The sequence below is a fragment of the Bradyrhizobium frederickii genome, assembly GCF_004570865.1.
GTDB classification, from domain to species: Bacteria; Pseudomonadota; Alphaproteobacteria; order Rhizobiales; family Xanthobacteraceae; genus Bradyrhizobium; species Bradyrhizobium frederickii.
This window is the reverse complement of record NZ_SPQS01000002.1, coordinates 552,809-578,105: the sequence shown is the minus strand read 5'-3', so window position 1 is coordinate 578,105 and position 25,297 is coordinate 552,809. Positions and strand designations below refer to the sequence as shown.

The window sequence follows — 25,297 nt, the reverse complement described above, 5'->3', positions numbered from 1 at the left end:
CGCTCGGCGTTGTAAAGCAGGGCATGACCGAGAAGAAGACTTCGTTGGACATCAAGACCCTCGCCAAGGAGCTCCGCGCCGGCAGCCGCGCGGCGCTGGCGCGTGCCATCACGCTGGTGGAGAGCCGTCGCGGCGACCATCAGGCGCTGGCGCGCGAGCTGGTGCAGATGCTGCTGCCGGACACCGGCAAGGCGTTCCGCGTCGGCATCACCGGCTCGCCCGGCGTCGGCAAATCCACCACCATCGACGCGCTGGGCACATATCTCATCGCGCAGGGCCATGAGGTCGCGGTGCTCGCGGTCGACCCGTCCTCGGCGCGCAGCGGCGGCTCGATCCTCGGCGACAAGACGCGGATGGCGCGGCTGTCGGCCTCCGACCACGCCTTCATCCGGCCGTCGCCGTCCTCGGGCACGCTCGGCGGCGTCGCCGCGAAGACCCGCGAGGCGATGTTGCTGTGCGAGGCGGCCGGCTTTGGCGTCGTGCTGGTGGAGACCGTCGGCATCGGCCAGTCCGAGACCGCGGTCTGCGACATGACCGATTTCTTCCTCGCCCTGATGCTGCCGGGCGGCGGCGACGAATTGCAGGGCATCAAGAAGGGCCTGGTCGAGCTCGCCGACATGATCGCGATCAACAAGGCCGATGGTGACAATCTCAAGCGCGCCAACATCACCGCCGCCGATTATCGCGGCGCGCTGCATATTCTCAGCCCCCGATCCGAGCACTGGCATCCGCCCGTCGTCACCTATTCGGCACTGGCCGGCACCGGCATCGCCGAGCTCTGGCAGAAGGTGCTCGACCACCGCAAGGCGATGAATGCCTCCGGCGATTTCGTGGCGCGGCGGCGCGAGCAACAGGTGAAATGGATGTGGTCGATGCTGGAGCAGCGCATGCTGGCGCGGCTGCGCAGCGAGGCATCGGTTCGCACGAAGGTCCGCAAGATCGAAGCCGAGGTCGCCGAAGGTCACCTCACCCCGGCACTCGCCGCCGAGCAGATCCTGGAGCTGCTGCAATGAGCGAAAAGCTCCGCATTCTCTTGACCGGCTTCGGGCCGTTTCCCGGCGCGCCCCATAACCCGACCCAGCCGCTGGTGGCGCGGCTGGCGCAATTGCGCCGTCCGGCACTCGATGATGTCGCGATCGCCAGCCACATCTTCCCGGTCACCTATGCCGCGGTTGACCGGCAATTGCCCGATGTGCTCGCGAAAGTGAAGCCGGATGCGCTTTTGATGTTCGGCCTCGCTGCGCGCACGCCTTACCTGCGGATCGAGACCCGCGCGCGCAACGCCGTCACCATGCTCTGGCCCGATGCCGCCAACACCCGCTCGAGCAAGCGCGGCATCGCCGGCCGTGCGGACGCCATGACGTTCGGTCCGCACACGGCAAGGCTGCTGCGCGCCGCGCGCCTCACCGGCATCGATGCACGGTCCTCGCGAGATGCCGGCGCCTATCTCTGCAATTATTTGAGCTGGCGCGCGATCGAGAGCGTGAAGGCAGGTGGTCCGCAGCTCGCGGCATTCGTCCATATCCCCCTGCTTGCGCGCGGCGGCGCCGTGCGCCGCAAGGGGTCGGCGCGGATCACGCTGGAGGAACTCGTTGATGCCGGCGAGGCCATGCTGATGGAGATGGTGGGGTTGGCCCGGAAGCGACGGAACAGGCCGGTTTCGTAGGGTGGGCAAAGGCGCCCTTGCGCCGTGCCCACCATCTCGTTCCATCATCATCAAATCGCGGGCACGCTGCGCTTTGCCCACCCTACGGCACCTCGGCCGCGGTAAACACTTAACCCTACCACGAACAATCCCCCGCGCCCTCGCCCGCCCTGCGCTACCTAATCTGTGCGGAGGACGCGTCATGGACCTCAATCGCCGTTACCTCATCGGAGCTTCCACCGCCGGCATCGCCGGTGCGCTGGCCATGCCGGCCGACGCCGCGCGCGCGGCGCCGCTGACGTCCCTGCTCGGCCGCGACGCTACGCAATACGGCGTGCGCCCTGGCAGCAGCGAGGATCAGACCCGCGTGCTCCAACGGGCGATCGATGAAGCCGCGCGGGCGCAGATGCCGCTGGCATTGCCGCCCGGCGTTTACCGCAGCGGGCTGCTGCGGCTGCCGAACGGCGCACAATTGATCGGCGTGCGCGGAGCGACGAAGATTCTCTTCACCGGCGGGACCTCGGCGATCCAGAGCGAGGGTTCGAACTCCGCCGGTCTTTCCGGCATCACCTTCGACGGCGGCGGCATTGCGCTGCCGGCGCGGCGCGGCCTGGTCCACCTGCTCGGCGGGCGCGACGTCCGCATCGCCGATTGCGAGATCGCGAATTCGGGCGGCAGCGGCATCTGGCTCGAGCAGGTGTCCGGCGAGATCTCCGGCAATATCTTCACCGACATCGCGGTGACGGCGGTGGTGTCGTTCGATGCCAAAGGCCTCAACGTCTCCCGCAACACGATTCTCGGCACCAATGACAACGGCATCGAGATCCTGCGCACGTCGATCGGCGACGACGGCACCCTGGTTGCTGATAACCGCATCGAGAACATCAAGGCGGGCCCCGGCGGCTCCGGCCAGTACGGCAACGCCATCAACGCTTTCCGTGCCGGCAACGTGATCGTGCGCGGCAACCGCATCAGGAACTGCGACTATTCCGCGGTGCGCGGCAATTCGGCTTCTAATATCCACATCACCGGCAACAGCGTCAGCGACGTGCGCGAGGTCGCGCTCTATTCGGAGTTCGCCTTCGAAGCCGCCGTGATCGCCAACAACACGGTCGATGGCGCCGCCGTCGGCGTCTCCGTCTGCAATTTCAACGAGGGCGGCCGCATCGCCGTGGTCCAGGGCAACATCATCCGCAATCTGATCCCGAAGCGGCCGATCGGCACCGCGCCGGACGACGATGCCGGCGTCGGCATCTACATCGAGGCGGATACGTCGGTGACCGGCAACGTGATCGAGAACGCGCCGTCCTACGGCATCGTCGCCGGCTGGGGCAAATATCTGCGCGACGTCGCGATCACGGGCAACGTGATCCGCAAGGCCCTGGCGGGCGTGGGCGTCTCGGTCGTGCCGGGCGCCGGCATCGCGCTCGTCAACAACAACATGATCTCGGAGACCCCGCGCGGCGCCATCGTCGGCCTCGATCACGCGCGAGCCGTGACCTCGGATCTGTCGGCAGACGGCGCGCAGCGATTTGCGCAGGTGGTGCTCAGCGGGAATGCGGTCCGAAGGTAGGCGCGGCTGGCAGCCGGGCCGTTTCATCCTTCGAGGCTCGCCACGGGACGCCTCGCGTCCCATGCCTCGCGCCTCAGGATGACGGGGCGAAGAGCTGCGGTTGCTTCCCCTTTGCCAACGCTCCGGAGCGTTAGAACGCATTCCTGAGCAGCGGGTACTTTGCTTCCAGGCCGTCGAGGCTGAAGGTGAATTCGACGACGCGCTCGGGGGCTGCGACGATTTCCTCGGCCGGCGGGGCGAATTGCGGCAGGAGCGCCGCCATCGCGGCAGGCGTAGTCTTCGGCGGCCTCGCGGCCGGCACCGCGAGCGGCGGCTTCACTTCGGGCGCGGTGAACTGATCCATTGCGGCGGGCGCGGCGGGCGGCGATCTCACGACGGGTGCGGTGAGCGGCGCCCTCGCAGCGGGAGCCTTGAGCGGTGGCATCTCGGCAGGCGCGGTGAATGACGCCACAGCAGCGGGTGCGGTGAGCGGCGCTTGGGTGATTTCGGCAAGGACGTCCGGCGTGGGATCAAGCCTGACCGGCACGGCGGTCTCGGGGGCGATGTGGACGGCCTTCGGCTGCATGGTCTGCGCCTGCTGGTCACGCGGAAATACGCGGGGCATGGTCGCCGGCGACCAGCCGAATGCCGGCGTCACGCTCGCCGCCGCCTCGGCGACGTCTCCACCGGTTGCGAGCGCGCGCCAGGTCTGGACCGCGAGCTTGGCTTCCTGGATATTTTCGAGGAACGCGATCTCGGAGTGATAGCGGCGCCAGCGGCCGGTCTCGAACATTTCAGAGAGATGTTGCAGCCGCTGCTCGGCGAGAGCGCACCAGCGCGCCGCGACGGCGCGGTCAACAGCCACGGCAGGAACAGCCGCGCAGTCGGATCCTTGGCGATGTGTCATGAACCAGCCCGTCAGGAGAAAACACGGATGCGGGGACGCAACGCACACGAATCAATTTCAACGCGACATGAATATTTTGTGGAAAAGATTTGACTTGTCCAGCAACGACGCCGCACCCGTCGTCAAATACCGTAGTCGTGCGGAGATTTGCTGTGTTTTCGAGTCAAGCTTCGCACAAGCATAGCGGACCTGCTGCTTGCTGCCCGGGCGGGGACGTGGAAGCCGGGCGCGCCCTTTCAACCGAAAGCTGAACGCGCCCCCCGCGCTTCAAAGGATCGGACGCCCGGAGCGGTTCTGATTGAATCAGAACCGATGCGCTGGATTCGTTTTGACGCGTCTTCTTCACGCGGACCGGAATCCACTTCGCTCAAAAACGCTCTGAAAGGAAAAGACCCGTCCGGGGGGACAACCGGACGGGTCAAGCCATATGGGCGCTTGGGGTGGATGGGCGCTCGCGCCTGATATGACTGATGGGGAGGGATGACCGCTCCCACATAATTTGGTCGTGGCAGGGAGCTGAACGTTCAACGCGGGGTTCGCTTTTTTGACCTTCGGCCCGCGTGCATCGTTGTCGCAGCGGCTACCGCGCCGCCGGCCTATCCGCTTGAGAATCCGTGGATTTCTCATCCGCGGCCGACAGCGAGGGTTGTTCGATCGCGCGGCTATTGGGCTCATCGCGACGCTTGCCGGCATCTTCACGTTTTGTTGTACCGGACGCAGCCGCGACCGGCGTGGCGCTGTCGGCGGAAACAGCCATGACCGCGGCAAACGCATCGGTCTGGCCGTCGCCGAACAGATCGTCACGCCCGGGCGAGCCGAGGTCGCGCGCGGTCTTGGCCAGCGTCATGCGCAGCGCTTCCGGCTTCAAGGCGTAATTGCGCTCGAGCAGCAACGCCGCGACGCCGGAGACATAGGCCGCCGAGAACGAGGTTCCCGACGTCATCTGGTATTTGCCGTCCGGCGCCGGCAGGAAGATATCGACCCCGGGCGCCGCAAGGGCGACGTAGTTGCCGCGGTTGGAGGCGGCGAACAGCCTGTCCTGCTGGTCGGTCGCGCTGACCGCGATGACGTTGGGATTGGCGGCCGGATAGAGCGGCGGCGACTTCGCGCCGGCATTGCCGGCGGCCGCGATCAGCACGAGGCCGCGCGCGGCGGTGGCCGCAATGGCGCGCTCGATCACCGCGTCCTTGGGACCGGCAAAGCTCATATTGACGATCTGGGCGCCGTGCTCGGCGGCGTAATTCAGCGCGCGCAGGATGATGTAGGACGAGCTTTCGGCGCCGCCGTTGGCACCGCCAAAGGCACGGATCGCGATGATACGCGCTTCGGGCGCGCTGCCCATCAGCCGGGCATGCGCCACGATCGCGCCGGCGATGCCGGTGCCGTGGACGTGCGGCCCCTCGGCGCTGCCGAGCGCATCGAAATTGTCGGCGACGGAATTGGCGAGCTCGGGATGCCTGGCATCGATGCCGGAATCGATCACGGCGATCGTGACGTTGGTGCCGTGCGCCAGCGTATGCGCCTGCGGCAGGCGGAGCTTGGCCAGGGCATATTGGGCGGGATCGCCCTCGCTCGGGATCGTCGATTTCTGATCCTGGAGCGCATAACGGAAGTTCGGCTGGACCGAGCGCACGCTGCCGTCGGCCGCGAATTCGCGCCGCACCGTCTCGTACGGACGGCCATCGGTGATGCGGAACAGACCGAACGTGGCCCCGATCAGCGGGAAATTCTCCGACGAGATGCGCGTCAAACCGTGCCGGCGGGCAAGCGCGTCGGCATCGCCGGGCGACAGCGTGCCATCGATCTCCGCCACGAATTCGTTGGCGAAGCTGCGCAGATTGGCGGCGGCGGCCGGCGTGGCGTCGCCCCGGCCCTTGCCGGCGCTCTTCTTGCCGGACTTGGCTGAGCCATTGCCGCCCTCACTCGGCTGCGCCAGGCATTCGCCACCGGCATCGCGATAGGGCGCGGTGCAGGCCGGATACAGGTTCGGCGAGTAGCGCGCATAGGGCAGCACCGTCGTCGGCGGCCGGATACGCGACGTCGTGGTGTTGGGAATGGTCGCGATCGTCCGCGGGCCGGGGCCGACGTTGACCGCGCGCGCGGCGATATTGGGGCTGACCCGCGGGGCGATGCTCGGAGAGACGGTCGGCGTTCGCGAGGGCACGCTGATCGTCGGCGTACGCATGATCGCCTGCGCCTGCGCAACCTCGACGCCGAGACAGGCGGCGATCAGAAGCGCGGCGCCGACCGATGATGCGTAGGCCCCGGCGCGTACCCTGCTCTCGGATTTGCCCGTCATCGGTTCTGCGGCGCGCCTAAAGCGCGATGCGCTGAGGATGAATCGCCATCGCGCTTTGGCTTGCTGTTTGAGCATGATCTTTTCGGAAAACCGCTGCGCACTTTTCCGGATCATCGCTTTAGGGCGCCGCGACGGCGAGGTTGACGAACTTCTCGCGCTGCATCTTGCCGAGCAGCGAAGCGAGCTCGTCCTGGCTCATGGCCCTGTCGAACTGGAGGCGGAACATGCCGCCCTTGGCGCCGTCGATGATCGAGGCGTGGTAGCTGTCGAGCAGCCCGGTGATATCGGCAACGCGCGCCTCGGGCGTGAAGCGCACCAGGGCGCGTGCCGGCGCGGCGGTGCTGCCAAGCTCGCGCGTGATCGGCGCGCTGGTCGAGAGCGAAGCGGTCTGGAAGGTCGCGGGCTGGTTCTTCATCAGCACGGCGCCGATCACGCCGGCTTGCAGCACGAGCGCGACGGCGCCAAGGCTCGCCGACCACGCCAGCGTGCGCGGCGACAGGCTCGCGAAGAAGGTCGAGATGCGCGCCGACAGCGGCAGCGAGCCGGTCGCCCGCGCCGGCTCGGCGTCGATCGCGGCGAACAGCTTCTGCATCGCGCGTGCCGACGGAGCCCCCAAGCTCTCGTTCAGATGAATGGTCTCTTCGTATTCGCCGCGGATCGCGGCATATTGCTTGGCAAGCTCGGGATCGCGCGCCAGCGCTTCCTCGACCCGGCGCGCATCGCGCGCGTTCAGCGTGCCGGCAGCATGCCACGGCAGCAGCAGCTCAATTTCACCGGGCTCTTGCTCCAGCATCTTCTTGCTCAAAGCCATCATGGCCAGCCTCGCTCAACGCCGGCTGCCTTCAGCAGTTCGGCCAGTTTCTTGCGCGCATAGAACAAGCGCGTCTTCACAGTGTTCTCCGGTATCCCGACGATTTCGGCCACCTCTTCCACGGACTTCTCGTGGTAGTAGACGAGATCGACGATTTCCCGGTGTTCCGGCGAGAGACCCGTCAGACACCCCCGCAACGCTGCACTGGTATCCTTCTTCTGCACCACCGTTTCCGGATCGTCGGACGTGTCCTCGATCGCGTTCGCGGCGTCTTCGTCCAGCTCGAAATCCTTCCTGCGCCGGAGCGCAGACAGGGCCTTGAATCGGGTGATGGCCAGCAGCCAGGTCGAAACGGCGGATCGGCCCTCGAACTTGCCGGCCTGCCGCCAGACGTCGAGAAACACCTCGCTGATGAGGTCTTCCGCCGCCTGCTCGTCCCGCACGAGCCTGAGCCCGAACCGGTAGACCCTGACATGGTGCCGCCCGTACAGCACCTGCATGGCGAGCCGGTCACCCTGGGCGATCCTGGCGATCAGGACCTCGTCCGAAGCCGCCTGTGTCACGCTCAAAGGCCGTCTCGCAAAGTTGGTCGGGTCGGCGCAGCAGACGGTTCGACCAGGGGTGCAAAATTGTTCAATTTACCGCAGTCGTACGGGCGCCTGTGTGATCCACCCCACATACGCGCATTTTTCTTGTCCCGCCCGCAGCCGTCGGCCGCCACAATCCAGATCGGTAGCATAATACTAGATACTTCCTTGCGGAATGCCTGTCCGGCACAGGCGGCCCGGCCTCGTCCGGTTCCATAGCAGCGTTGCACGATATATGTCTCGCCAAGCCGGACTTAGGCTCGATCGCATCGCAAACCGATACCCGACCTCCGGTAAAATTTCCCTCGCCGGCCCATCACCTTGTTCCGTGCTGCACGGTTCGGATTCCGTTTCAAAAGGATACCAAACCTAAAGGCTTGCCACGTAGATTTTTACGCTGAGATCCACCATTGGCGGGACCATGAGCACGGCCGCGACGTCCTTTCCCGAGAGGAATGCTGCTGAGGTCGCGGATATCGTCCTCGCCTCCGAGGCGGCGGCCCCCGAAGTCCAGGCGCGGCGGACCCGGCAGCGCCGCCAGATGTATGTCGGCCAGGTGGCGAGCTATTCGCTGGGCGCCTCCGTCCTGCTGCTCTACGCCTATGGCGGCACGGTCGACATGGCTGTTCCGTCGCTGTTCTGGCTCGGCGGCCTCCTGATCATCGGGACATTCACCGTGTTGTCGGAAGCCGGCTTCGGCGACCGGTTTGAGGATCATTACCTCACCGTGTTCCAGATCTCGGCGCATATGGCGCTGCAACTGCTGTTCCTGCTCGCCGTGCCGACGGTCGGGGTCGCGTTCCTCGCCGTGCTGTTTCTGATCTTCGCGTTCGGCACGCTGCGCATGACCTCGCGCCAGGCGATGGTCACCTGGGGCCTTGCCACTTGCGGCCTGGCCTTTGTGTTCCTGGGCACGAACCTGCCGATCGGACTGCCGGTTGCGACCCGCCTGGAGCGAACCGCCTCGATGCTGTGCTTCGTGCTGGTGATCGGTCAGTGCGCCTCTCTCGGCCTGTTCGGCGCAACCTTGCGCAAGATCCTGTACCGGCGCAGCATCGAGCTGAAGGCCGCCTATCGGCGCATCGAGGAACTGGCCGAGCTCGACGAGCTCACCGGCTCCTACAACCGCCGCTGCATCATGCGCCTTCTCGACGTCGAGATCGAAAAGTCGCGACAGACCTCGGCTCCTTGCGCGATCGCGCTGATCGATCTCGACTGGTTCAAGCGCATCAACGACGTCCACGGCCATCCCATCGGCGACGAGGTGCTGCGTACCTTCGCGATCACCATTTTCGCCAATATCCGCCCGTCCGACAGCTTTGGCCGTTACGGTGGCGAGGAATTCCTGCTGCTGCTGCCGGACACGTCGGGCGATGCCGCGGAGCGGATGCTCGAGCGCTTGCGCAGCATCGTCGCCGATCTCGACTGGGACGCATTCTCGGCAGGCATGCGCGTGACCATTTCTGCGGGCGTCGTGACGCTGCGCGAGCTTGATACTGCCGACACGTTTCTCGCCCGCGCCGACCGCGCGCTCTATTCCGCCAAGGCGCAGGGGCGCAACCGTATTGCAACGAGCTGACCAATCCATTTTTTTCCGGCGCGACAGCAGCTGTCGGGCCGAACGCTCCAGGACAGGGCAATGAGATCCAAATCCCCAAAATCATCCGAGAACCTGCTCGAGGAATTGCAGACTGCGCTCTCGCACGGCACCGTGGCGCGCCGGGTCGAGACGCTGCGCCGCGTCACCGATCTCTTCGTGGGCAACGCGGTGGACTATTCCGACGACCATATCCGCCTGTTCGACGACGTGTTCCAGTGCCTGGTCGAACAGATCGAGACGTCAGCCAGGGCGCTGCTCGCCGACCGCCTCGCACCGGTCGCCGCCGCGCCGCCGAAGATCATCCGCACGCTCGCGCTCGACGAGGTCATCGAGGTCTCCGGGCCCGTGCTGTCGAAATCGGAACGGCTGGACGAGACGACCCTGATCGAGATCGCGCGCACGAGAGGCCAGGCGCATCTCAAGGCGATCTCGCTGCGGCGCGTGCTGTCGGAAGCGCTGACCGACGTGCTGGTGACGCGCGGCAACGCCGACGTGGTGCAGTCGACCGTCAAGAATCACGGCGCGCGGCTCTCGGAGGGAAGCCTCACCGACCTCGTCACCCGCGCCGAACGCGACGACGACCTCGCGACCTGCATCGGCCTGCGGCCCGACCTGCCGCGCCATTACTATCTGAAGCTGGTTGCCAAGGCGTCCTCGAGCGTGCGCAGGAAGCTCGAGGCGGCGCATCCGGAGTTCGCGGACGAGGTGTCGAGCGTGGTCCAGGAAGTCGCCCAGAGGATGCGCGCCGCCGCGATGAACAAGCAGACCGAGATGGCGCGCGCGCTGGTGAAATCGCTGCACGAGGACGGCCGCCTCAACGAATTCCAGGTCACCTCTTTCGCCGAGCAGGGCAAGTTCGACGAGACCAATGCGGGGCTCGCCGCGCTCGCGGGAGTCGCGGTCGAGACCGCCGAGATCATGATGATCGAAAGCCGCACCGAGGGCGTGATGATCCTCGCCAAGGTCGCGGGCATGTCCTGGCCGAGCGTGCGCGCCATCCTCGCCATGCGCGAGAAGCTCTCGGGCGGCTCGCAGACCGACATGCTGACGCTGCGCGACACTTACCAGGCGCTGCGCTCGTCGACCGCGCAGCAGGTGTTACGCTTCCACCGCATGCAGCAGAGCACGAATCCGGCGGCGTGAAGCCGGCTCGTTAGTACCGCAGGACCTTGGATCCCACTGCCGCGCCGATCGCCGTCACCAGCGCGGTCGCGAGCGTGTACCAGGTCGCGACGAACAGCGGGGAATCGTCGGTGCAGTGCGAGGCGTAGAGCGTCGCGGCCAGGCCGGCCGACAAAAGGCCGGCGAGCGCGCCGGCCAGCGCGGGCTGCGAGGGGGCACCATGCCGCAGGCCGAACAGCGCCCCCGCGAGCAGCGGCAGCGACATCGCGGGGATGGCGACCAGGCACACCCTGGAATTCTTGCCCATCAGTCGCATCGTCATCGGCATCGCCGGGGCCATCATCGCCTCGCTGCCGATCGCGACCGCCAGCAGCCCGACCGGAAGCAGCAGCAGCCAGCCCCAGCCGCGCATCAAGGCTTCCGGACGCGACAGATGCAGGCTGACGACGATCGCCGGGATCGCGAGCGACAATGTGACCGCGAATTTCATGTCGAAGAATGGATTGCGCATGGCCGTCATCACGTCCGGCCGCACGCCGAGGAAGCTCGCGAAAATCAGGATCGACAGCGGCGCGGCCACCAGCAGCGCCATGGTCAGCACGGCCCCGACGCGCGGCACGCGGTGGGCGTTGTCGGCGGCGAGCGAGCGGATCAGTTGGTCGGTATCCATGACTAGTGGTCCCGCAATTTCGCAGTCAGTGCCGCAAGTCCGCGATGCAGTGCGACCCGCACCGCGCCTTCGGTCATCGAATACTTCGACGCCGTGTCCTTGATCGAGGCGCTCTCGACCGCGATCGACTGCAGCACGTCGCGCTGGCGCTGCGGCAGCGTGCCCAGTTGCGCTGCGACCTCGCTAGCTGAGGCTGTCTCCTGCGGCGCCTCGCCCGGCAGCGTCTCGGCGAAATCGTCGATGTTGACGAAGACGCGCCTGCCGCGTCGCCTCAGCGCATCGATCAGCTTGTTGCGGGCGATCGCGAACAGCCAGGGCGCGAACGGGGCCTCGCTGTCCCAGGTGTGCCGCTTCAGGTGCACCGCCAACAATATCTCCTGCACGATATCCTCGGCCTGATCGGGAGGCTGCCCGGCCCGCGCCAGGCCGCGCCTCGCCGCGGCGCGCAGCACCGGCGTGACCGCCTTCAACAGGCGATGATACGCCGCATCATCGCCGGCCATGGCCGACCGCATCAGGCCGGTCCATTCGTCCTCACGTCCGCGCACGCGCGCCCCTCACCATGCAATTCGGCCGTTCGATCAATTTGTTACGCGAGGCGGCACGAGATCACGAATTCGTGATCTTGTGCTCGGTCCTCGCGACCGATACGGCCGTCAACCTCTGCGACGGCTCATAACACCGATCGCCTCAGCCCGCACTCGGCGGCCGCCAGCATGGGGGACGGTTTGCCCCGTTTTTGCCCGGTGGTGCCCGAAGATTCCCATTTTCTGCCCCGCTGTCGTCACGCCCCAGGGTCTCTGTTCGTTCCCGGGACGGGCGGAATTGGGGAGATCATCACCATGATGAAAGCCAGCGGGCGCACGGCCCTGATTGTTCTGGCCGGGCTTTTGTTGCTGTTCGGAGGCTCTGCACAGGCGGAGCCAAGCTCAGCCACAAGCAAATCGGACAGCGCGGGCAAGCAGGCCGACGCGGCCAAGCCGGGCAAGCATCGGCGCCAGGAGTCACGCCGCACCGGCACCGGCAAGACGGCACAGAAATCGGACGACAGGACCGATGCTCCGGCAAAGGCCGACGAGGCCAAGCCCGACAGCAAGGCGGCCGGCAGCAACCTGCCGGCCTCGGGCCAGATGCCGCCGGCGGTTGCCAACGCCAACGCGCAGCTCGCCGGCGCCGATACGCCGACCGCGGCGGCGGCCTCCGCGATGGCGGACCGTGCCAACGGCAATGTCCAGGCCGCGGCTGACAATACCAACGCCCCGAACGTTGAGAGCCAAGTCGTCGCACCCGACCAGCTCAACGACATCGACCGCGCCGTGCAACAGGACAACCCGCCGGCACAGAAGGCGGTCATTGCCGCAACCGAAGCCCGGCCCCGGCCGGCGCCGGTGATGGCAAGCAGCCAGCAGAGCTCGGCCTGGGACCAGAGCTCCCTGATCGGGAAGATCTTCATCGGCGTCGGCACGCTGCTCACGCTGGCGTCCGCCGCGCGCATGTTCATGGCCTGATCGCAGTTCCGCCAGGACGCGCGGCCGCGCGCGTCCCTGCGTCTCCGGCCCCCTTGAAGGCATCCGCGCCAGCGGGCACATTGCCCGCCTAATCAAACGCGTGGGTGGAGCATGAGCACGTTCGAACACATCATCGTCGAAAGCAAAGGCGCGGTCGGCATCATCAAGCTGAACCGGCCGAAGATGCTCAACGCGCTCTCCTTCGGCGTCTTCCGCGAGATCGCTGCTGCGGTCGACGATCTGGAGGCCGACGACGCCATCGGCTGCATCATCGTGACCGGCAGCGAGAAGGCCTTTGCCGCCGGCGCCGACATCAAGGAGATGCAGCCGAAGGGCTTCATCGACATGTTCTCGGAGGATTTTGCCGCGATCGGCGGCGACCGCGTCGCACGTTGCCGCAAGCCGACGATTGCGGCGGTTGCCGGTTATGCGCTCGGCGGCGGCTGCGAGCTCGCCATGATGTGCGACATCATCATCGCCGCCGACACCGCAAAGTTCGGCCAGCCCGAGATCACGCTCGGCACCATTCCCGGCATCGGCGGGACCCAGCGCCTGACGCGCGCGATCGGCAAGTCCAAGGCCATGGACCTGTGCCTCACCGGCCGCATGATGGATGCGGCGGAAGCCGAGCGCTCCGGCCTCGTCAGCCGCATCGTGCCCGCTGACAAGCTGATGGACGAGGTGATGGCGGCAGCCGAGAAGATCGCCGCGATGTCGCGCCCTGCCGCCGCGATGGCCAAGGAAGCGGTGAACCGTGCCTTCGAGACCACGCTCGCCGAAGGCATGAGCGTCGAGCGCAACCTGTTCCACGCGACCTTCGCGCTGGAGGACCGCTCCGAGGGCATGGCGGCGTTCATCGAGAAGCGCAAGCCGGTGAACAAGAACCGGTAACGGCGCCGAACTGTCAGGCTGTTGTCAGGCTCGCCGCGTTACACAGGATCCCTGTGACGAAGCTGCAACAAGCACGGATTTCATGGGGGTTTTCCCCGCGGCAGTTTGCCTGCGCGACCTCGGCTGGTTAAACAAGCTAAGAGGCGACCGTCGGCGGGGGCGGACAGCCGGGATTAAGCGGGATTACATGATTGGGCGAGCCGCCAGAGCTGGTCGCGTGATGACGCGGCGCCGACCGGGCGTGGGTGCCGTGCTTGCGACATGGACCGCGCTGGCGCTCGGTTGCGCCCTGCCCTCCGCCGCCTGGGCCGAAGCCCTGCCGGAGGCGCTCGCCAAGGCCTACCAGACCAATCCGCAGCTCAATGCCGAGCGCGCGCGACAACGCGCCACGGACGAGAACGTGCCGCAGGCCCTGGCCGGTTACCGGCCGCAGATCGTGGCGAGCCTCAGCGCCGGCCTGCAATCGGTTCGCAATCTGCTGCCCGACAACACGATCCAGACCGGCAACCTGAAGCCGTGGATCATCGGCGTCACCGTGACGCAGACCCTGTTCAACGGCTTCCGGACCGCCAACAACGTGCGGGCCGCCGAACTCCAGGTGCAGTCGGGCCGCGAGGCGCTGCGCAATGTCGGCCAGGGCGTGCTGCTCGACGCGGTCACCGCCTACACCAACGTGCTCGCCAACCAGTCGCTGGTCGAGGCGCAGCGTTCCAACGTCGCCTTCCTGCGCGAGACGCTCGCGGTCACCCAGCGCCGCCTCAACGCCGGCGATGTCACGCCGACCGACAGCGCGCAGGCCGAGGCGCGCCTCAATCGCGGCCTTGCCGATCTCAACGCCGCCGAGGTCGCGCTTGCCGTCAGCCAGGCGACCTATGCGCAAGTGATCGGCAATTCGCCCTCGCAGCTCCGGCCCGCCGAGGTCATCGACCGTTATCTGCCGAAGAGCCGCGAAGACGCCATGACGATGGCGATCCGCCAGCATCCGGCGGTGATGGCCGCCAGCTTCGACGTCGACGTCGCCTCCACCAACATCCGCATCGCCGAAGGCACATTGCTGCCGAGCGCCACCATCCAGGGCAGCGCCAGCAAGAGCCGCAACAACGACCCGACGCTCGGCACCTTGGCCGAGGACCAGGCCTCGATCGTCGCCAACGTCACTGCCCCGATCTATGACGGCGGCCAGGCCGCCGCGCAGACCCGGCAGGCCAAGGAGATCACGGCGCAGAGCCGGCTCGTGCTCGACCAGGTGCGCAACCAGGCGCGCACGGCCGCGGTCAGCGCCTGGGTTGCCAATGAAGGCGCCAAGGTCGCGGTCTCGGCCTCGGAGTCCGAGGTGAAGGCCGCGACCGTCGCGCTGCAGGGCGTCCAGCGCGAGGCCGCCGGCGGACAGCGCACGACGGTGGACGTGCTGAACTCGCAGGCCGATCTGATCCAGGCCAAGGCCCGCCTGATCGGCGCGCAGCGCGACCGCGTCATCGCCTCCTACACGCTGCTCAGCGCCATCGGCCATCTCGACGTCAAGACGCTGAACCTGAACACGCCGGACTACCTGCCCGAGGTGCACTACCACCAGGTCCGCGACGCCTGGCACGGCCTGCGCACGCCGTCGGGACAGTGACCGTCCACCAAGGCGACGCCTGCGCTCTCCCTCCAACGCCGCCACCACCCCGGTGCGTCACTCGTCTTTGACATACTGTAGCCTATGGACTACAGTATCACTTCATGATCGAGGTGAGGCAAACCGAGCAGTTTTCGGAGTGGCTGAGCCGTCTCAAGGACGCCAGCGCCGTTGCCCGGATCACCGTCCGCATTCGCCGTATGGAGATGGGCAATCCTGGCGACAACAAAAGCGTTGGTCGCAACGTTCGGGAAATGCGCGTCGACTACGGTCCGGGCTACCGGATCTACTATTTGCAGCGCGGAACCCAGATCGTGATCCTGCTATGCGGCGGAGACAAGCGCTCGCAGCGGCAAGACATCAAGCTGGCGCAGCAACTGGCGGAGACATTGTGATGCCAAAGGCAGCGAGAACGACGGTCAAATCGGCATCCAGGACGACGCGCTTCGACGCCGTCGACTATCTCGACACCGAAGAGCGCCAAGCCGCCTATATCGCGGCCGCGCTGGAAACCGGCGACGCCGATTTCGTGCGCGACGCGCTTGGTCTCGTCGCCCGCGCGCGCGGCATGGGCGCGATCGCAAAGAAAGCCGGCTTGAACCGGGAGAGCCTGTACAAGGCGCTCGGAGAGACTGGAAATCCCGAGTTCGGTACGGTCATGCGAATTGTCGGAGCGCTGGGCCTGACATTGTCGGCCCAACCCGCGACAGGCGGACGAGTGGCAAAGCGCCGCCGCGCCGCTTGAGGGGAGCGCCCGCAGGGCGCTCACCGTTACAGACCGCCGATCGATTCAGGCCGCCCCAGGATGTGAAGATGAAAAGCCGCCGCATCCATCTGATGGGAGCTTCGGGCTCCGGCGTGACCACGCTCGGTCGCGCGCTTGCCGGCCGGCTTGCGCTGCCGCATCACGACAGCGACGACTATTTCTGGCTGCCGACCGTGCCGCCCTATCAGACGACTCGGCCCGCTTCCGAGCGACTGCGCCTGATGCGCGAGATGTTTCTGCCGCGTCGGGATTGGGTGCTGAGCGGATCCGTCACCGGCTGGGGCGAGGAGCTCGCCTCGTATTTCGACCTCGTGGTCTTCGTGACCACGCCGCGCGACATCCGCCTGGAGCGATTGCGCGCCCGCGAGGCCGCCCATTTCGGCGCGGATGCCGTCGCATCGGGGGGCTGGCGCCACGCCGAGACCGAGGCCTTCGTCGAATGGGCTTCTCATTACGAAGCCGGCGACCGCGAAGGCCGCAATCTTGCGAAGCACGAAGCCTGGCTCGCCGGCCTGCCCTGCCCGGTCGTGCGCGTTGACGGCTCACGCCCGCTTGCGGACCTCGTCGACCAGCTATGCAGCGAAGCGCAGCGGCTGTCCGGCTGATGTGATATTCTCCCGGCACAACCGCCAAATAACAAAACCAAATAACAAAACCAAATAACAAAAGAGGGAGAAACCATGCTCAACCGACGCAGCGTCCTGCTTGCCTCCCTTGCCGCCGGAGCAGCCATGACCAGCAGAGCCCACGCGCGTGCAGCGCAGCCCGCGACGCCGGTCAATTTCGACGTGCCGGCGCATGCCTGCGACTGCCACACCCATATCCATGGCGATGTCGAAAAATTTCCGTTCTTCGCAGGCCGCGTCTATACGCCGGAGCCGGCAAGCCCTGAAGAGATGGCCGCGCTGCACAAGGCGCTGCATATCGAGCGCGTGGTGATCGTCACCCCGAGCGTCTACGGCACCGACAATTCCTCCACCCTGTTCGGCATGAAGGCACGCGGCGCGACCGCGCGCGGGGTCGCCGTGATCGACGACAAGACCACCGAGGCGCAGCTCGATGCGATGCATCAAGACGGCTTCCGCGGCATCCGCCTCAATCTGGCGACGGGCGGCGTCAATGACCCCAATGTCGGCCGGCCGCGCTTCACCGCCGCGGTCGAGCGCATGAAGGCACGCGGCTGGCACGTGCAGCTCTACACCACGCTGGCCATGATCTCGGCGATCAAGGACCTCGTCGAGGCGGCACCGGTGCCCGTCGTGTTCGACCATTTCGGCGGGCTCGAGGCTGCGCTCGGGCTGGAGCAACCCGGATTTTCCGACCTGATCGCGCTCGTCAAGTCCGGCAAGGCCTATGTGAAGATCTCCGGCGCCTATCGCTCCTCGAAGCTCGCACCCGACTATCAGGACATGGTGCCCTATGCGCAGGCGCTGATCGCGGCGAATGCCGACCGCATCGTCTGGGGCACCGACTGGCCACATCCGGATTCCAGCCGCGTCGAGGGGCGCAAGGCAACCGACATCGCGCCGCTCTACCAGATCGATGACGGGCGCCTGCTCAATCAGCTTCCGGTGTGGGCGCCGGATGCCGAGGTGCGCAAGAAGATCCTGGTCGACAATCCGGCGCGGCTGTACGGATTCTGACGCTCAGCGCGCGCGGCGCGAGAAGAACGAGATCAGGACCGGCAGGGTCACGAGGATCACGACCGGCGCCAGCATCATGCCGGTGACGACGACGACCGCGAGCGGTTTCTGCACCTGCGAGCCGATCCCCTCCGACAGCGCCGCCGGCAGAAGGCCGACGCCGGCGACGACGCAGGTCATCAGCACCGGCCTGAGCTGCAACTCTCCCGTGCGCACCACCGCGGTCATGCGGTCCATGCCTTCTTCGATCAGCTGGTTGAACTGCGACAGGATGATGATGCCGTCCATCACGGCGATGCCGAACAGCGCGATGAAGCCGATCGCCGCGGAGACGCTGAAGGCCGTGCCTGATATCAACAGGCCGAGCACGCCGCCGAAGATCGCCATCGGGATCACGCTCATCGCGAGCAGCGTGTCGGTCATCGAGCCGAAATTGAACCAGAGCAGCACGCCGATCAGCGCCAGCGAGATCGGCACCACGATCGACAGCCGCCGGATCGCGTCCTGGAGATTGCCGAACTCCCCGACCCATTCCATGTGCGAGCCGGGCGGCAGCTGCACCTGCTCCGCGATCTTCTGCTGAGCCTCGCTGATCGCGCTGCCGAGGTCGCGCTCGCGCACCGAGAATTTGATCGGCAGATAGCGTTCCTGCTGCTCGCGATAAATGTAGGCCGCGCCCGACACGAGGCTGATGTTGGCGACCTCGCTGAGGGGAATCTGGGTGACGGTGCCGTTCGGCCCGGGCGCGCCGATCCGCAAATTCTGGATCGCCTCCGCGCTCCTGCGATATTCCGGCGCGAGGCGGACGATGATCGGGAAGTGACGATCGCTGCCCGGCTCGTAGAGGTCTCCCGCGGTGTCGCCGCCGATCGCGACCTTGATCGTGGCATTGATGTCGCCCGGCGCAAGGCCATAGCGCGCGGCCTTGGCGCGGTCGATGTCGATCTGGACGGTCGGCTGGCCAAGCGAGGTGAAGACCGCAAGATCGGTGACGCCCTGCACCGTGGCCAGCACCTGCTTGATCTTGTTGGCGGTGTCGGTGAGCGCCTGGAGGTCGCTGCCGAACAGCTTGATCGAGTTCTCGCCCTTCACGCCGGAGACGGCTTCGGAGACGTTGTCCTGGAGATATTGCGAGAAGTTGAACTCGACGCCGGGGAAGCGGTCATCGAGCTGCTTGAGCAATTGCGCGGTCAGCTCCTCCTTGTCGCGGGTGCCGGGCCACTGGCTCACGGGCTTGAGCGGGGCGAAGAACTCGGCGTTGAAGAAGCCGGCGGCGTCGGTGCCGTCGTCGGGACGGCCGTGCTGCGATACGACGGACTCGACCTCGGGCCGGGCGCGGATCACCTTGCGCATCTCGTTGACGTAGGAATTGCCTTCCTGGAGCGAGATGGTCGGCGGCAGCGTGGCGCGAATCCACAGATTGCCCTCTTCCAGCTTCGGCAGGAATTCGAGGCCGAGCAGCCGGCTGAGCGCCACCGTCATCAGCACGAGGCCGACCGCGCCGCCAAGCACGATGTTGCGATTGGCGACCGCCCATTGCAGCAGCGGCGAGTACAAGCGGTGCAGGATCAGCATGACCCTGGTCTCGGTTTCCTCGACATGCGCGGGCAGGATGATCGCGGACAGCGCCGGCGTGACGGTGAACGTCGCAAGCAGCCCGCCGGCCAGCGCATAGGCATAGGTGCGGGCCATCGGACCGAAGATGTTGCCCTCGACGCCCGACAGCGTGAACAACGGCAGGAAGGCCGCGATGATGATCGCCGCAGCGAAGAAGATCGAGCGCGAGACGTCGGCGGCCGCGCTGAGGATGGCGTGGCTCTTCATGCCGAACAGCGTCTCGTTGGACATGTGCTCGGATTCCGACATCGGCGTCGTCTGCGTCAGGCGACGGAAGATCGCCTCCACCATGATGACGGTGGCATCGACGATCAGGCCGAAATCGATCGCGCCGACCGACAGCAAATTGGCCGATTCGCCGCGCAGCACCAGGATGATGACGGCGAAGAACAGCGCGAACGGAATGGTGGCGCCGACGATCAGCGCGCTGCGCAGATCGCCGAGGAAGATCCACTGCAACAGCACGATCAAGAGAATGCCGACCACCATGTTGTGCAGCACCGTGTGAGTGGTGAGCTCGATCAGGTCGCCGCGGTCGTAGATGCGCTCGATGCGCACGCCGGGCGGCAGGATGCTGGAATTGTTGATGGTCTGGACGAGCTGGTGGACACGCTTGATGGTCGGCGAGCTCTGCTCGCCGCGCCGCATCAGGACGATGCCCTGCACGATGTCGTCGGCCTCGTCGAGGCCGGCAATGCCGAGGCGCGGCTTCTGGCCGACGGTGACGGTGGCGACGTCCTTGACCAGCACCGGATTGCCGCCGGTCTGCGCCACCATGGTGTTGGCGAGATCGTCGATCGACCGGATCAGGCCGACGCCGCGCACGACGGCCGATTGCTGGCCGATATTGACGGTGTTGCCGCCGACATTGACGTTGGAATTGCCGACCGCCTGCAGCAATTGCGGCAGCGTCAGCCCATTGGCGACCAGCTTGTTGAAATCGACCTGGAGCTCGTAGGTCTTGCTCTTGCCACCCCACCCGGTGACGTCGATGACCCCAGGCACGGCGCGGAAGCGGCGCTGCAGGATCCAGTCCTGGATGGTCTTGAGATCGAGCACGCTGTAGTTCGGCGGCCCCACGAGACGGTAGCGGAAGATCTCGCCGATCGGGCTCAGCGGCGAGATCTGCGGCTGCACGTTGCCCGGCAGCGGCGCGAGCTGCGCCAGGCGGTTCAGCACCTGCTGCAACGCCTCGTCATAGGTGTAGGCAAAGGAGAACTGAATTTTGACGTCGGAGAGACCGTAGAGCGAGATGGTGCGGATGGTCGTGATGTTCTTAAGGCCCGCGACCTGGGTCTCGATCGGGATCGTGATGTAGCGCTCGATCTCCTCCGCCGACAGTCCCGGGCTCTGCGTCACGATATCGACCATCGGCGGGGTCGGATCGGGATAGGCCTCGATGTTGAGCTGGTTGAACGCGATCAGGCCGCCGATCAAGACAGCGACGAACATGCCGACCATCAGGAAGCGCCGGTTGACGGCAAGAGCGACGAGGCGATCCATTCAGGTCAACGGCCTTCCCCCTCTCCCCGCTTGCGGGGAGAGGGTCGGGGTGAGGGGGAGTCTCCGCAGGGACGGTGAGAGTTGGACTCGCGGAGAATCCCCCTCATCCGGATTGCTTCGCGCGACGCTTCGCGTCGCCGAGCGCAATCCAACCTCTCCCCGCAAGCGGGGCGAGGCGAAGCGAGCCCGTGCGCGACCTGATTCACGTCAACATTCATTCTGGATCAGCTGCCGGACGCCGCGCGGTCGATGAACAGGCTGCCTTTGGTGACGATCTGCTCGCCGGGTTTCAGATTGTCGTTGACCTCGACGAGGTTGCCGTTGATGAGCCCGATCTTGATCTGGCGCAGCTCGACCGATTTGTCCTCACGCGCGACCCAGATGCGAACCTTGTCGGCTTCGTAGATCAAGGCCTGTTTCGGCACCGCCGGCGCGGCGCGGTCGCCGGCCGAGTAGATCGTGACGTTGGCGAACATCTCCGGCTTGAGCAGGCCGTCCTTGTTGTCGATGGTGGCGCGCACCAGCAGGCGGCGGGTGCTGGGATCGATCGCGGCGGCGACGTAGTTGATCTTGGCGGTGAGCAGACGACCCGGCAGCGCCATCACGTTCACGGTGATGTCCTGACCGATGCACACGGCAGCGGCGTCGCTCTCGCGCACGAAGGCGGTGAGCCAGACGGTGGAGAGGTCGCCGATCACGAAGACCGGATCGCTGGCGCCGGAATTGACGTACTGACCGGGGCCGATCTTGCGCTGCACCACCGTGCCGGCGATCGGCGAATAGATCGTGACTTCCGGGTTGATGGCGCCTTTGTCCTGGAACGCCTTGATGGTCTCGTCGGTGAAGCCGAGGATGCGCAGCTTGTTGCGCGCGGCTTCCAGCGCGGTCTGCGAGGAGCGCATGTCGTTGCGCGCCTGAACCTGCGTCGCTTCCGCCTGCTGATAGTCCTTCAGCGGAATGGCATGACCCTCATAGAGGTCCTTGGCGCGCTTGAACTGGATGTCGGAGAGCTCGAGCGCCGACTTCGCCTTGTTCTGCGAGGTCATCGCCGCGATGAAATCGTTCTGGGCCTGCACCGTGTCGGCGGCCTCGATCGTGAACAGCGGTTGACCCTGCTTCAGCGTCTCACCCGGCTTGGCCAGCAGCTTGGTGACGCGGCCGGCATAGGGCGAGAACACCGGCGTCGAACGGTCCTCATCGACAGCGACCTTGCCCTCGGTGACGTATTCGGCGCGGAAGGCGCGAGCCTTGACCGGCTCGATCGTCAGCGTCGCCCATTCGGACGGCGTCGGCGTGAAGGTCTGCGCATTCCGGCGCGACTGGCTGGAGATTTCGGAGTGCTTCTTTTCCTTCGGCCCCAAAGCGAGGAAGCCGTAGGCACCGGCGCCGGCAAGAGCTAGTAAAACTACGGATGTGATCACCCGTTGTTTTGTAAACGCCTGCAATCGCTTGGTATTTTCAACCACCATGGAGCCCGGTCGTGTCTGCGACGATCTCGGCAGATGTCTGCCTTGTCGGTTGCGCTAATAGTGCCGAACTGGAATTTCAAACAACCTAAAAAACGCTGGGCGCCTTCCGGTTTGCGTGAAAATTTTGCGACATGTCAGCTTCGTGTCAGCTTCGCGCCGGCCAATGTGCCGGATGACTGCCGAGCGGCATCGCCGGACGAGACCATTGCGCCGGTGTCGTCGACAGCAGCGCCGAATGGCGCGCCGCCTTCAACATGCCGAATCCAGATGGCATGCTTTCGATGAACGCAGCATGTACGGCCTCGCCCGCAAGATCCGGGGCATTCAGTCCGTCATCGAGCCGGCCGAGATTCCACAGCCAGCGTCCGGTCTGCGCCAACGACACGCGTACGTGCCAACTGCCGCCGTCGCGGGCCTGGCGCATCCTGGCCATCATCGCACCGAACGCCATCAGATAGCCGGTGGCGTGGTCGAGCATCTGCGCCGGCAATTCCTTGGGAGTATCGAGGCCGGCGGCCTGGCCTTCGGCGTGATTGAATCCGGTCGCGGTCTGCACCAGGGAATCGAAGCCGCGGCGCCCGGCCCAGGGCCCGGCATGGCCATAAGCCGACAGCGTCACGTAAACGATGCCCGGATTGATCTTCGCTGCGTCCTCCGGCGAAAAGCCCAGGGCTGCAAGCGCACACGGGCGATAGCCTTGCGAGAAGATGTCGGCGTCCTCCAGCAGTTCGCGCAATTGCGCCCTGCCCGTGTCGGTCTTCAGCTCAATGAAGGTGGTGAGCTTGCCGCGGCCGGTATCGATGGTGAGCCAGTCAATGGCGGGCAGCTCCGGCCCCGACACCAGCAGCACATCAGCGCCGTGCGCAGCGAGCGTGCGGCCGGCGACCGGGCCTGCGATGACGCGGGAGAGATCGAGCACACGAAGGCCGGAGAGCGGACGATCGTTGTTTGGTAATCCTTTCGACGATTCTTGGGGCCACGCCTTTGGCGGGGCTTCGCCGATCTTCTCGATCGAGATCAGCGGCAATTGCGCGAGCGCGCGCGCCTGCGCCAGCGCAGACCATTCCTCATAGCTCCGCATCAGCGCAACCACGCCGCCCGCCGCGTAAGCAGCCGTCTCGAAATCCTCGCCCCTCCATTGCATCAGCGCGGCCTGCACCTTGTCGCGCTCCGGCTCGCAACCGAGCACCTCGCAGACGGCCTCGCGATGGTGCGGAAAGTTGGTGTGGCAGCGAACGAAGCGGCTGTCGCCGGTCCTGTAGACGCCGGCAATCGCGTCCCAGGCCGGCGGCGGCGGCTTGTCGTCGACGCGCAGATAGCGTTCGGAGCGGCATTCGGCGACGGCGTGGCGCATGTCGACGGAGACGTCTTGCATCTGCCCGCTGCGCAGCCGCCAGATCTCGGCCGCGGCGAGGCCGGCGGCGGCGATCGTGGTCTGGCCGGCGACAGCAACACGAAATGAGGACGGAATCTGCGGTTCCTCGCCGGTCAGCCGCACGTGTTCGAGCGCAGCCGGATCGCCGCCGGCGGAGGTCCAGATATCCCCGAGAATATCGGCGGGGCTTTGCATGGCCGCCTCTCTCCCTTACTTTTTTACGACCATCCATCAGCACATAAGGGAATGCAATGGCCGCCATCGATCCCCTCATCGCAGGTGCCGTATTCATCGCGACGGCGGCTACCGACGCCGTCTATGTCATGTTCACCTCGGCCGTGATCGCGCGCAAGCGCATTCCTGCGGCGAACTGGAGCGCGGTCTGGTACCTGCTCTCCTCCTATGCCGTGATCAGCTACACCGAAAACGCGTTCTACGTCGCCTTCGCCGCGATCGGCTCCTGGGCCGGCGCCTATGCGTCGCTAACCTTCCTGCACCGCCCGCCCGGCGGCCCGCCGGTGGGGGCTGCACCGGAGTGAGGGGTGGCATGTCCTCCAATGCCAGTTCCGTCATCCTGAGGCGCGAGGCTTGCGATGCACCGCATCGCAAGTTGAGCCTCGAAGGATGCACGGCCGCGGCGACGGCCAGGCCGTTATCCTTCGAGGCCTCCGCTACGCTCCGGCACCTCAGGATGACGGCGATGGAGCGGAATTTGCGGTGACGCTCGTTACGCGGCTACATTCTCCGCTACCACAAACAAGGAGTCCAACAATGGATCTCAGTCTCAAAGGCAAGAACGCCATCGTGCTCGGCGGCACGCGCGGCATCGGGCGGGCGATTGCGGCGACGCTCGCCGGTGAAGGCGCCAATGTCGCGGTGTGCGCGCGCAATGCAGATCAGGTCGCGGCCACCGTCGCTGAACTGAAGGCGAGCGGCGTCAACGCCACCGGCGGCCCGGTCGACGTCACCGACGGTGCGGCGTTGAAATCGTGGATCGAAGGCGCGGCAAAGGAGCTTGGCGGCATCGACCTGCTGTTCGCCAATGCCGGCGCGATGGCGCAGGGCCACGACGCGGCTTCGTGGGAACAGAATTTCCGGCTCGATCTGCTCGGCGCCGTGCATGCGTTCGACGCCGCGCGGCCGTTTCTCGAGGCCAGCGGCGAGAGAAGCGGCGATGCCGCCGTCGTCATCATCTCCTCGATCTCGGCGGCGCAGGCCGACACGGCCAGCTCCTACGGCCCGATCAAGGCGGCGCTGATCCACATGGCCAAGGGCCTGGCGCGGCAATACGCCAAGAAGAAGATCCGCGTGAATGTAGTGTCGCCAGGCACCGTCTATTTCAAGGGCGGCGTCTGGGAGATGATCGAGAAGAACATGCCGGAGCGTTACAACGACGCGATGAAGCGCAACCCGACCGGCCGCATGGCAACGCCGCAGGAGATCGCGAATGCCGCGGTGTTTCTGGCGAGCCCGGTATCCGGGTTCACGACGGGATCGAATCTCATCGTGGACGGCGCGATCTCGAACCGGGTGAATTTTTGAGGGCACCGCCTCCTGCCAGTTCCGTCATCCTGAGGCGCGAGTGGCGCGATGCAAGAGCATCGCGCCGGGAGCCTCGAAGGATGCACGGCCCCGATGCAGCCGGGCCGTCGCCCTTCGAGGGCCGCTGAAGGAGCGGCCACCTCAGGGTGACGGTGAACGAGCGGTACCGTAA

23 protein-coding genes are annotated in these 25,297 nt (G+C 66.1%); 14 read left to right on the top strand and 9 right to left on the bottom strand.

The window, feature by feature from the left end:
• The first annotated feature begins 23 nt into the window (after window positions 1-23).
• From meaB to E4K64_RS05395, 3 genes are all read left to right on the top strand, one after another.
• Window positions 24-1,013, top strand: a complete 990-nt coding sequence (gene meaB / locus E4K64_RS05405) for a methylmalonyl Co-A mutase-associated GTPase MeaB (protein ID WP_135162505.1) — start codon at window positions 24-26, stop codon at window positions 1,011-1,013.
• Complete coding sequence (locus E4K64_RS05400) at window positions 1,010-1,666, top strand: pyroglutamyl-peptidase I (RefSeq protein ID WP_135162504.1); 657 nt, start codon at window positions 1,010-1,012, stop codon at window positions 1,664-1,666. Before meaB ends, E4K64_RS05400 begins: the two co-directional genes overlap by 4 nt.
• 181 nt (window positions 1,667-1,847) lie before the next feature.
• Window positions 1,848-3,218 (top strand): TIGR03808 family TAT-translocated repetitive protein, encoded by a 1,371-nt coding sequence (locus E4K64_RS05395; RefSeq protein WP_135162503.1) that lies wholly within the window; start codon window positions 1,848-1,850, stop codon window positions 3,216-3,218.
• A gap of 130 nt (window positions 3,219-3,348) precedes the next feature.
• On the opposite strand, the gene E4K64_RS05390 is transcribed toward E4K64_RS05395, so the two are convergent.
• From E4K64_RS05390 to E4K64_RS05375, 4 genes are all read right to left on the bottom strand, one after another.
• A complete protein-coding gene (locus tag E4K64_RS05390; RefSeq protein WP_167771811.1) occupies window positions 3,349-4,062 on the bottom strand; it encodes a TIGR03809 family protein in 714 nt (237 codons plus the stop codon).
• A gap of 622 nt (window positions 4,063-4,684) precedes the next feature.
• Complete coding sequence (locus E4K64_RS05385) at window positions 4,685-6,403, bottom strand: S8 family serine peptidase (protein WP_135162501.1); 1,719 nt, start codon at window positions 6,401-6,403, stop codon at window positions 4,685-4,687.
• A gap of 118 nt (window positions 6,404-6,521) precedes the next feature.
• Window positions 6,522-7,217, bottom strand: coding sequence for a hypothetical protein (locus tag E4K64_RS05380; RefSeq protein WP_135162500.1), 696 nt, complete (start codon window positions 7,215-7,217; stop codon window positions 6,522-6,524).
• The gene (locus tag E4K64_RS05375) at window positions 7,214-7,783 is read right to left on the bottom strand and encodes a sigma-70 family RNA polymerase sigma factor (RefSeq protein ID WP_028135360.1); all 570 of its coding nucleotides are present in this window, start codon (window positions 7,781-7,783) and stop codon (window positions 7,214-7,216) included. The genes E4K64_RS05380 and E4K64_RS05375 overlap by 4 nt, the downstream gene beginning before the upstream one ends.
• 439 nt (window positions 7,784-8,222) lie before the next feature.
• Here E4K64_RS05375 and E4K64_RS05370 point away from each other — a divergent pair, with 439 nt between their 5' ends.
• Together E4K64_RS05370 and E4K64_RS05365 are read left to right on the top strand one after the other, a co-directional pair.
• Window positions 8,223-9,380, top strand: coding sequence for a GGDEF domain-containing protein (locus tag E4K64_RS05370; protein ID WP_135162499.1), 1,158 nt, complete (start codon window positions 8,223-8,225; stop codon window positions 9,378-9,380).
• Between the two features lie 60 nt (window positions 9,381-9,440).
• Window positions 9,441-10,544, top strand: coding sequence for a DUF2336 domain-containing protein (locus tag E4K64_RS05365; RefSeq protein WP_135162498.1), 1,104 nt, complete (start codon window positions 9,441-9,443; stop codon window positions 10,542-10,544).
• 10 nt (window positions 10,545-10,554) lie between these two features.
• Here E4K64_RS05365 and E4K64_RS05360 read toward each other — a convergent pair whose 3' ends face one another.
• Complete coding sequence (locus E4K64_RS05360) at window positions 10,555-11,193, bottom strand: NrsF family protein (RefSeq protein WP_135162497.1); 639 nt, start codon at window positions 11,191-11,193, stop codon at window positions 10,555-10,557.
• Between the two features lie 2 nt (window positions 11,194-11,195).
• Window positions 11,196-11,741, bottom strand: a complete 546-nt coding sequence (locus E4K64_RS05355; protein WP_135162496.1) for a sigma-70 family RNA polymerase sigma factor — start codon at window positions 11,739-11,741, stop codon at window positions 11,196-11,198.
• Between the two features lie 294 nt (window positions 11,742-12,035).
• Between E4K64_RS05355 and E4K64_RS05350 the strand changes: the two genes are divergently transcribed.
• The 7 genes from E4K64_RS05350 to E4K64_RS05320 all read left to right on the top strand — a co-directional run bounded on the left by E4K64_RS05350 (window position 12,036) and on the right by E4K64_RS05320 (window position 17,619).
• On the top strand, window positions 12,036-12,701 hold the full coding sequence (locus E4K64_RS05350) for a hypothetical protein (protein ID WP_135162495.1): 666 nt from the start codon (window positions 12,036-12,038) through the stop codon (window positions 12,699-12,701).
• A gap of 111 nt (window positions 12,702-12,812) precedes the next feature.
• Window positions 12,813-13,592, top strand: a complete 780-nt coding sequence (locus tag E4K64_RS05345; RefSeq protein ID WP_126256282.1) for an enoyl-CoA hydratase — start codon at window positions 12,813-12,815, stop codon at window positions 13,590-13,592.
• A 187-nt stretch (window positions 13,593-13,779) separates the two neighbouring features.
• Window positions 13,780-15,210, top strand: coding sequence for a TolC family outer membrane protein (locus E4K64_RS05340; RefSeq protein ID WP_135162494.1), 1,431 nt, complete (start codon window positions 13,780-13,782; stop codon window positions 15,208-15,210).
• Window positions 15,211-15,314: 104 nt separating this feature from the next.
• The gene (locus E4K64_RS05335) at window positions 15,315-15,605 is read left to right on the top strand and encodes a type II toxin-antitoxin system RelE/ParE family toxin (protein WP_135162493.1); all 291 of its coding nucleotides are present in this window, start codon (window positions 15,315-15,317) and stop codon (window positions 15,603-15,605) included.
• The gene (locus E4K64_RS05330; RefSeq protein WP_135162492.1) at window positions 15,605-15,955 is read left to right on the top strand and encodes an addiction module antidote protein; all 351 of its coding nucleotides are present in this window, start codon (window positions 15,605-15,607) and stop codon (window positions 15,953-15,955) included. Before E4K64_RS05335 ends, E4K64_RS05330 begins: the two co-directional genes overlap by 1 nt.
• Before the next feature lie 68 nt (window positions 15,956-16,023).
• The gene (locus E4K64_RS05325) at window positions 16,024-16,581 is read left to right on the top strand and encodes a P-loop NTPase family protein (RefSeq protein WP_135162491.1); all 558 of its coding nucleotides are present in this window, start codon (window positions 16,024-16,026) and stop codon (window positions 16,579-16,581) included.
• 75 nt (window positions 16,582-16,656) lie between these two features.
• Entirely contained in the window at window positions 16,657-17,619 is a 963-nt protein-coding gene (locus tag E4K64_RS05320; RefSeq protein WP_135162490.1) for an amidohydrolase family protein, read from the top strand.
• 3 nt (window positions 17,620-17,622) lie between these two features.
• On the opposite strand, the gene E4K64_RS05315 is transcribed toward E4K64_RS05320, so the two are convergent.
• From E4K64_RS05315 to E4K64_RS05305, 3 genes are all read right to left on the bottom strand, one after another.
• A complete protein-coding gene (locus tag E4K64_RS05315; RefSeq protein WP_135162489.1) occupies window positions 17,623-20,739 on the bottom strand; it encodes an efflux RND transporter permease subunit in 3,117 nt (1,038 codons plus the stop codon).
• Window positions 20,740-20,963: 224 nt separating this feature from the next.
• Window positions 20,964-22,208, bottom strand: coding sequence for an efflux RND transporter periplasmic adaptor subunit (locus tag E4K64_RS05310; protein WP_135162488.1), 1,245 nt, complete (start codon window positions 22,206-22,208; stop codon window positions 20,964-20,966).
• A gap of 145 nt (window positions 22,209-22,353) precedes the next feature.
• Window positions 22,354-23,778 carry a CoA transferase gene (locus E4K64_RS05305; protein WP_135162487.1) on the bottom strand — a complete coding sequence of 475 codons (1,425 nt, stop codon included), beginning with the start codon at window positions 23,776-23,778 and terminating at the stop codon, window positions 22,354-22,356.
• Window positions 23,779-23,834: 56 nt separating this feature from the next.
• Here E4K64_RS05305 and E4K64_RS05300 point away from each other — a divergent pair, with 56 nt between their 5' ends.
• Both E4K64_RS05300 and E4K64_RS05295 read left to right on the top strand, forming a co-directional pair.
• Window positions 23,835-24,122: a hypothetical protein gene (locus tag E4K64_RS05300; RefSeq protein WP_057027154.1), complete on the top strand. Its 288-nt coding sequence runs from the start codon at window positions 23,835-23,837 to the stop codon at window positions 24,120-24,122.
• Window positions 24,123-24,354: 232 nt separating this feature from the next.
• Entirely contained in the window at window positions 24,355-25,125 is a 771-nt protein-coding gene (locus tag E4K64_RS05295) for an SDR family NAD(P)-dependent oxidoreductase (protein WP_135162486.1), read from the top strand.
• Window positions 25,126-25,297 lie beyond the last annotated feature (172 nt).

Excerpts from the sequence above, each read along its gene's own strand:
- meaB (WP_135162505.1), top strand. The coding sequence starts at position 24 with ATGACCGAGAAGAAGACTTCGTTGGACATCAAGACCCTCGCCAAGGAG.
- E4K64_RS05400 (WP_135162504.1), top strand. The coding sequence starts at position 1,010 with ATGAGCGAAAAGCTCCGCATTCTCTTGACCGGCTTCGGGCCGTTTCCC.
- E4K64_RS05395 (WP_135162503.1), top strand. The coding sequence starts at position 1,848 with ATGGACCTCAATCGCCGTTACCTCATCGGAGCTTCCACCGCCGGCATC.
- E4K64_RS05385 (WP_135162501.1), bottom strand. The coding sequence starts at position 6,403 with ATGACGGGCAAATCCGAGAGCAGGGTACGCGCCGGGGCCTACGCATCA.
- E4K64_RS05380 (WP_135162500.1), bottom strand. The coding sequence starts at position 7,217 with ATGATGGCTTTGAGCAAGAAGATGCTGGAGCAAGAGCCCGGTGAAATT.
- E4K64_RS05370 (WP_135162499.1), top strand. The coding sequence starts at position 8,223 with ATGAGCACGGCCGCGACGTCCTTTCCCGAGAGGAATGCTGCTGAGGTC.
- E4K64_RS05365 (WP_135162498.1), top strand. The coding sequence starts at position 9,441 with ATGAGATCCAAATCCCCAAAATCATCCGAGAACCTGCTCGAGGAATTG.
- E4K64_RS05360 (WP_135162497.1), bottom strand. The coding sequence starts at position 11,193 with ATGGATACCGACCAACTGATCCGCTCGCTCGCCGCCGACAACGCCCAC.
- E4K64_RS05350 (WP_135162495.1), top strand. The coding sequence starts at position 12,036 with ATGATGAAAGCCAGCGGGCGCACGGCCCTGATTGTTCTGGCCGGGCTT.
- E4K64_RS05345 (WP_126256282.1), top strand. The coding sequence starts at position 12,813 with ATGAGCACGTTCGAACACATCATCGTCGAAAGCAAAGGCGCGGTCGGC.
- E4K64_RS05340 (WP_135162494.1), top strand. The coding sequence starts at position 13,780 with ATGATTGGGCGAGCCGCCAGAGCTGGTCGCGTGATGACGCGGCGCCGA.
- E4K64_RS05335 (WP_135162493.1), top strand. The coding sequence starts at position 15,315 with ATGATCGAGGTGAGGCAAACCGAGCAGTTTTCGGAGTGGCTGAGCCGT.
- E4K64_RS05330 (WP_135162492.1), top strand. The coding sequence starts at position 15,605 with ATGCCAAAGGCAGCGAGAACGACGGTCAAATCGGCATCCAGGACGACG.
- E4K64_RS05325 (WP_135162491.1), top strand. The coding sequence starts at position 16,024 with ATGAAAAGCCGCCGCATCCATCTGATGGGAGCTTCGGGCTCCGGCGTG.
- E4K64_RS05320 (WP_135162490.1), top strand. The coding sequence starts at position 16,657 with ATGCTCAACCGACGCAGCGTCCTGCTTGCCTCCCTTGCCGCCGGAGCA.
- E4K64_RS05315 (WP_135162489.1), bottom strand. The coding sequence starts at position 20,739 with ATGGATCGCCTCGTCGCTCTTGCCGTCAACCGGCGCTTCCTGATGGTC.
- E4K64_RS05310 (WP_135162488.1), bottom strand. The coding sequence starts at position 22,208 with ATGGTGGTTGAAAATACCAAGCGATTGCAGGCGTTTACAAAACAACGG.
- E4K64_RS05305 (WP_135162487.1), bottom strand. The coding sequence starts at position 23,778 with ATGCAAAGCCCCGCCGATATTCTCGGGGATATCTGGACCTCCGCCGGC.
- E4K64_RS05300 (WP_057027154.1), top strand. The coding sequence starts at position 23,835 with ATGGCCGCCATCGATCCCCTCATCGCAGGTGCCGTATTCATCGCGACG.
- E4K64_RS05295 (WP_135162486.1), top strand. The coding sequence starts at position 24,355 with ATGGATCTCAGTCTCAAAGGCAAGAACGCCATCGTGCTCGGCGGCACG.